This window comes from Aquabacterium sp., from assembly GCF_014378415.1.
In the GTDB taxonomy this organism is placed as follows: domain Bacteria; phylum Pseudomonadota; class Gammaproteobacteria; order Burkholderiales; family Burkholderiaceae_C; genus Aquabacterium.
On the sequence record NZ_JACMNS010000066.1, the window covers coordinates 1 to 4,831 of the forward strand.

General features: G+C 61.0%; 4 protein-coding genes. All 4 read right to left on the bottom strand.

All coding sequences use genetic code 11. The annotated features are described in order from the left end of the window. A partial coding sequence (locus H7225_RS06595) for a diguanylate cyclase (protein ID WP_290660075.1) occupies window positions 1-1,172 on the bottom strand: 1,172 nt, incomplete at its 3' end. A gap of 434 nt (window positions 1,173-1,606) precedes the next feature. Further along, window positions 1,607-1,762: a hypothetical protein gene (locus H7225_RS06600; protein WP_290660077.1), complete on the bottom strand. Its 156-nt coding sequence runs from the start codon at window positions 1,760-1,762 to the stop codon at window positions 1,607-1,609. Window positions 1,763-1,794: 32 nt separating this feature from the next. Then, window positions 1,795-3,018 (bottom strand): lipase family protein, encoded by a 1,224-nt coding sequence (locus H7225_RS06605; protein WP_290660079.1) that lies wholly within the window; start codon window positions 3,016-3,018, stop codon window positions 1,795-1,797. A gap of 319 nt (window positions 3,019-3,337) precedes the next feature. Beyond that, window positions 3,338-4,831 (bottom strand): methyl-accepting chemotaxis protein (locus H7225_RS06610; protein ID WP_290660081.1); only part of this gene is annotated, 1,494 nt, incomplete at its 5' end.

Sequence of the window (4,831 nt, forward strand, 5' to 3'; positions counted from 1 at the left end):
CCACCGCCTTGCGCCGGCCAGGCCAGCGCCGCGCCCACGCTCACCGTGACATGCCCAGATACCGTGGACGCCTTGTGCTCGATGTGCGCGGCGCGAACGCCTTCGCACAAGGCCGCTGCGACGGCCATGGCTTCGTCGAGCGTGCGGCCGGGCAACAGCAGGCCGAATTCCTCACCGCCCAGGCGCGCGGCGATGCCACCATGCGCTTGCGCCACCTCGTTCAATTCTTTGGCCACCTGGATCAGGCAGGCGTCACCTGCGGGGTGGCCATAGGTGTCGTTGTAGCGCTTGAAGAAATCCACATCGACCATCAGCATCGCCACCGGCTCTTTGGCGAACACGGCCTGAGACCACGCGAGTGCCAGGTCGGTATCGAACTGGCGGCGGTTTATCAGGCCCGTGAGCGGGTCTTGCGCAGACAAGCGATGCAGGCGCTCGGAGGTCTCTTTGAGTGCGCCGCGCTGTTGTGCTTCGAGCTTGCGCAACAACCAGTTGCGGCGCTCGCGATGCTCGAAGGCGTAGTTGGCAACCAGCACGAAAACATAGCTGAGTGCCATCAACTTGATGTTGGCGGCAACGATCAGATGCTGCAGCGGCGTGTAGCCCTCGACCAAGGCCGCGTAGGCCACGAAAGACAAGATGGAGCTGCCCAATGACCAGTAAAAGCGCTGCCGTGCAACGATGCAGGTGTACATCACGATGCTGACGAGCGCGGCCGAGTGCGTGAAGGTGGAGTCGGCGCGGCTGATCACGCAGGCGTTGATGAGCGCCGCGCCTATGCTGACGGTCATGAGCGTGGTCAATGCCTCGGCATGCCAGTGGCGACGCCAGCGCGGCGGCGTTGACCATGTGATGGTCTGGCAGACGGCGCATGCCACCAGGATGGCCTTGGTGAGTTGCAGGGCCAGTTCGGCCACATCGGGCATCAGCTGCGCAACCTGAGCCGAGACCAGGGCCACGGAGAAGATGCCGATCCATCCGCAGGTCAACAGCAGCTTGCGGCGCGGCTCCAGCAAATTGGCCTGGAACTGGGCCTCCAGCGCCTTGGGGAAACGCAGCCAGGGGTGACCTTGTTCCAGTACTTCCTCGGCCGAGCCGGGCATCGCGTGAGACGACAAACCAGCGGGTTTGCCTGAGCCGTCAGCGTGCAACATGGTCGATGCGGTTTGCATGGAAGCCACTGTGGATGCCCTGGTAGATGATCGCGCGGATTCGACGGCGTCAGTTGCAGTCGCATCCCCACCACGCGCAGTACTTGTGTCCGTCATTGAAAATTCGGCGGGTCAACTGGTCTTAGACAAGTCATGGAAAACGTACAAAGGTGCTTAGACCTATATCGACATGACAGTGAATTGATGGACAAGCCGGCACACCCAATGGGGCTTGCGCCGTGATTTTTGACCGAAGCCACGGCTTAAATGGGCGGGAGATGGGCGGTCCAGCCTAGGTCAGGATGCGCTGGACAAGCGGCTGGCAGGCTTTGTCGTGCCACCAGAGCGGGCTGCCCAACACGCGACGGCTCGAGTTGATCTCTGCGAAGCCGCTCCGCAGCGGCGCGGTCGCCATGCACTACCGGCGTGCGCGCTGACCCGGAGATTGGTCATCCTCAAGCGGGGCTTTGGTGCTTGGCGGGCGCGGTGTCAGGTGGCTTGTGCCGGGCTTTCCGTGGCGCGCGCGCCTTGCGCGAGAAGCGGACGGACATGTCGGGGTGCAGGGAGTCCAGGCCAGAACCCTTGCCCAGCACCTTCAACAGGGCCACCACACTCGCGCCTCCTTGCTGCTAGCAGCAATACCTCATTTGCAGGTGTTCGGCGCAACCTTGCCGTCGAAACGATCCAACAGATAGGTCATGGCCCCGCTCAAGCCCAGGGCGCCCAAAACGTGGTCGGTGCCTGAAACCGCTTTGTACTGCACGGTGGCCTGATTGGCACAGTAGTAGGCTACCAAGCTGTTGACGTCCGCAATGGGCATCAGTTGATCACCTACGCTTTGAAAGATGTGCAGCGGGATCTTGGGTGTGTACTGCCCCATGGTGTTCTCGGCGTTGATGGCCAGCATCTCGGGCAGGTTCAGGAAGTTGGGATCCTTGAACAGGTCAGATCCCTTCTTGTAGGCATAGGCCGTCAGCAGATTAGGTGAACCCGTCAGGCAGCGTGTACCGATGTCCTTGACGGCCTCGATGCCCTCTGGGGTGGCGTAATCCTCAACCTTGAGCTCGGGGTAGGCGCGCGATAAGCCCACGACCGCGCCCAGGTAGGCACCAGCCCAGAACGTGCCGTCAACCTTCTTGGCCACGTTGATCGGGTTGACCGGCAAGCCGCCTTGGGCCGCGCCAACGATCTTCAACTCAGGCGCATAGCCAGCCGCCAGCTCAGCCGCCCAAGCCGTGGCAAAGCCGCCGCCTGAGTAGCCCAACATGCCCACTGGTGTCGATGCATTCAGCCCGGCCTTGCTGAACCTTTGCGTGGCACGGATGCCATCGAGCACGCCCTGGCCGCTGTTCTTGGCGACGATCCACTGCGACTCAAGGCCTTCATAGTCGGCCATGGTCACGACGTAGCCTTTGTTCAGCGCCGACTGGAAAAAGGTCTTTTCCAGCAGCGTGTTGGACGTGGCCTGACCCGAGGGTGAGCAGTCCAGCGTGAGGCTGTCGTAGAAGGATTGGTAAGACAGCAGCTTGCGACCGGTTGCGGGGGCGCTCTTGGGAATCAGCACGGTCGTCACCATGGCAACCGGCTGGTTTTTGGTGTTCGTGGACCGGTACATCACCTGCCAGCCTTCCTTAAGGCTGGTGCCCAGCGAAGCGGCCGGCAGCGCGCGGTAGCGCAGCACATTGCCCGGGGCCTCGGCAGCCAACTCGCCGCTGGTCGGCGAGGTGTAGAAGACATCAGCAGTGGGTTTGAGCTTGGCGTCAACCGTGGGGTAGACCTGTTGAGCCTGGGCAAAGGTCGTCATGGACAAGGCACTCAAGCAGGCGAGGCCGGCAAGGGTGGTCAGGTGCTTCATGCTTCGAGTCATGTCTTTTTCCTCATGGATTTGGTTTGGATTGGGGCAAACAGACAACGCCTGTAATCTGATTAGACTGGAATAGATAACGTTTCCCGTTCACGTTTTCCCCAGAGTTTGCAAACAGCCCCTTATGTAGGGGGCCATGCAGTTGGATGCTCCAACCAGACGGCTTCAAGAGGCGCGGAAGACGGGCTTCTGAATCCGGGCCGCAAGGCAAAAAGTCTGGCGCGCGAAGCGCTGCAAAACGAAGGCCCATGAAAAAAGCCCCGGGAGCGGGGCTTTGGTGCTTTGCGGGCCGGGTATCAGGCGGCGGTCGGCATCAGGCACCTCAGGCATCGACCTTGAATTTCTGAAGCCCCGCCATCAAACTTGCCGCTTGGTCCTTGAGGCTTTCGGCTGCCGCAGCCGATTGTTCGACCAACGCCGCATTTTGTTGCGTGCTTCGATCAAGCTGGCCAATGCCAGCATTGACCTGCGCGATGCCGTCGGCTTGCTCGGTAGAAGCGTGGCTGATTTGTTCGATGACTTCGTTCACACGGACCACTTCTGCCTGGATGTCATTCATCGCTACACCGGCCGAAGCCACAAGCTTGGTACCGATCTCGACTTTTTCCACTGATCCACCGATCAGCACCTTGATTTCTTTGGCTGCACCTGCCGAGCGTTGGGCGAGAGACCGCACCTCGCTGGCCACGACGGCGAAGCCGCGCCCTTGCTCGCCCGCTCGTGCCGCCTCCACTGCAGCGTTCAGCGCAAGGATGTTGGTCTGGAAAGCGATGCCGTCAATGACGCTGATGATGTCTGATATTTTGCGAGCGCTGGTGCTGATTTCGCCCATGGTGCATTCCACAGCGTGCATCGCTTGGGTGCCACGCAAGGCTGCTGCTGATGTCGACGCGGCAAGTGTTCGTGCCGAGTTGGCAGAGTCCGCCGTTTGCTTGACGGTGCTGGTGAGCTGCTCCATTGAACTGGCAGTTTCCTCAATGCTCGCTGCTGATTGTTCGGTGCGGTTGCTCAAGTCGCTGTTGCCCGCAGCAATCTCAGCCGAAGCGGTCGAGATCGATTCGGCTGATTGACGCAAGGTGGTGAGCAGCGAAAGAAAACGCAGGCGCATGGCGTCAACGTTGCGGATGACCTGCCCAAGTTCGTCGTGCCGATCGCTCGTGAATCCGCGGGACAGGTTCCCAGCGGCCACCGCCTTGGCGGCCTGAATGAGCTCCCGAAGCGGCGTACCGATCTGCCGATGCATCAGCCACAGCAGACCGCCACTCAATCCAAGACAAGCCACCCCCACCATGACCCAAAAGGGCACCAGCGCCTGCCGGTTCGCCTGCATCGCTTCGCCATCGGAAAGCTCCGCGACCACCCACTGCCCGGTCGATGCGCTCACGCTCAATACAGCCCACCTGTCATGGCCTGCCGTGCTCAGCAGGCCTGGGCTGGCCAGCGCCTTGCCTTTGTTGGATGCCAAGGCATCCAGGAATTGTCTGGCGCCCGAAAATACATCAAGCACCTTTCGCCCCTTGGCGCTCGGATGAGCTGCAAACACGGCATCTTGTGTTGCCATCTTGGGATCGATCACATAGATGCCACCCGTGTCGAAGAAGCGGCTACGTTCAACGACTTGCGCCACCGCTTCATCGAAGGCGGCAATCTCAAAGCCGACGAACAAAACGCCGACCACCTTGTTGGCAGCATCGCGGACCACGTCGTACTTCGCCATGTAGGGTTTGCCAAAGAGCGTGGCACGGCCCATGTAGGATTTGCCCTGACTCACCGCCGCATAGGCGCGCCCTTGCGGATCGAGCATGGAGCCCAGTGC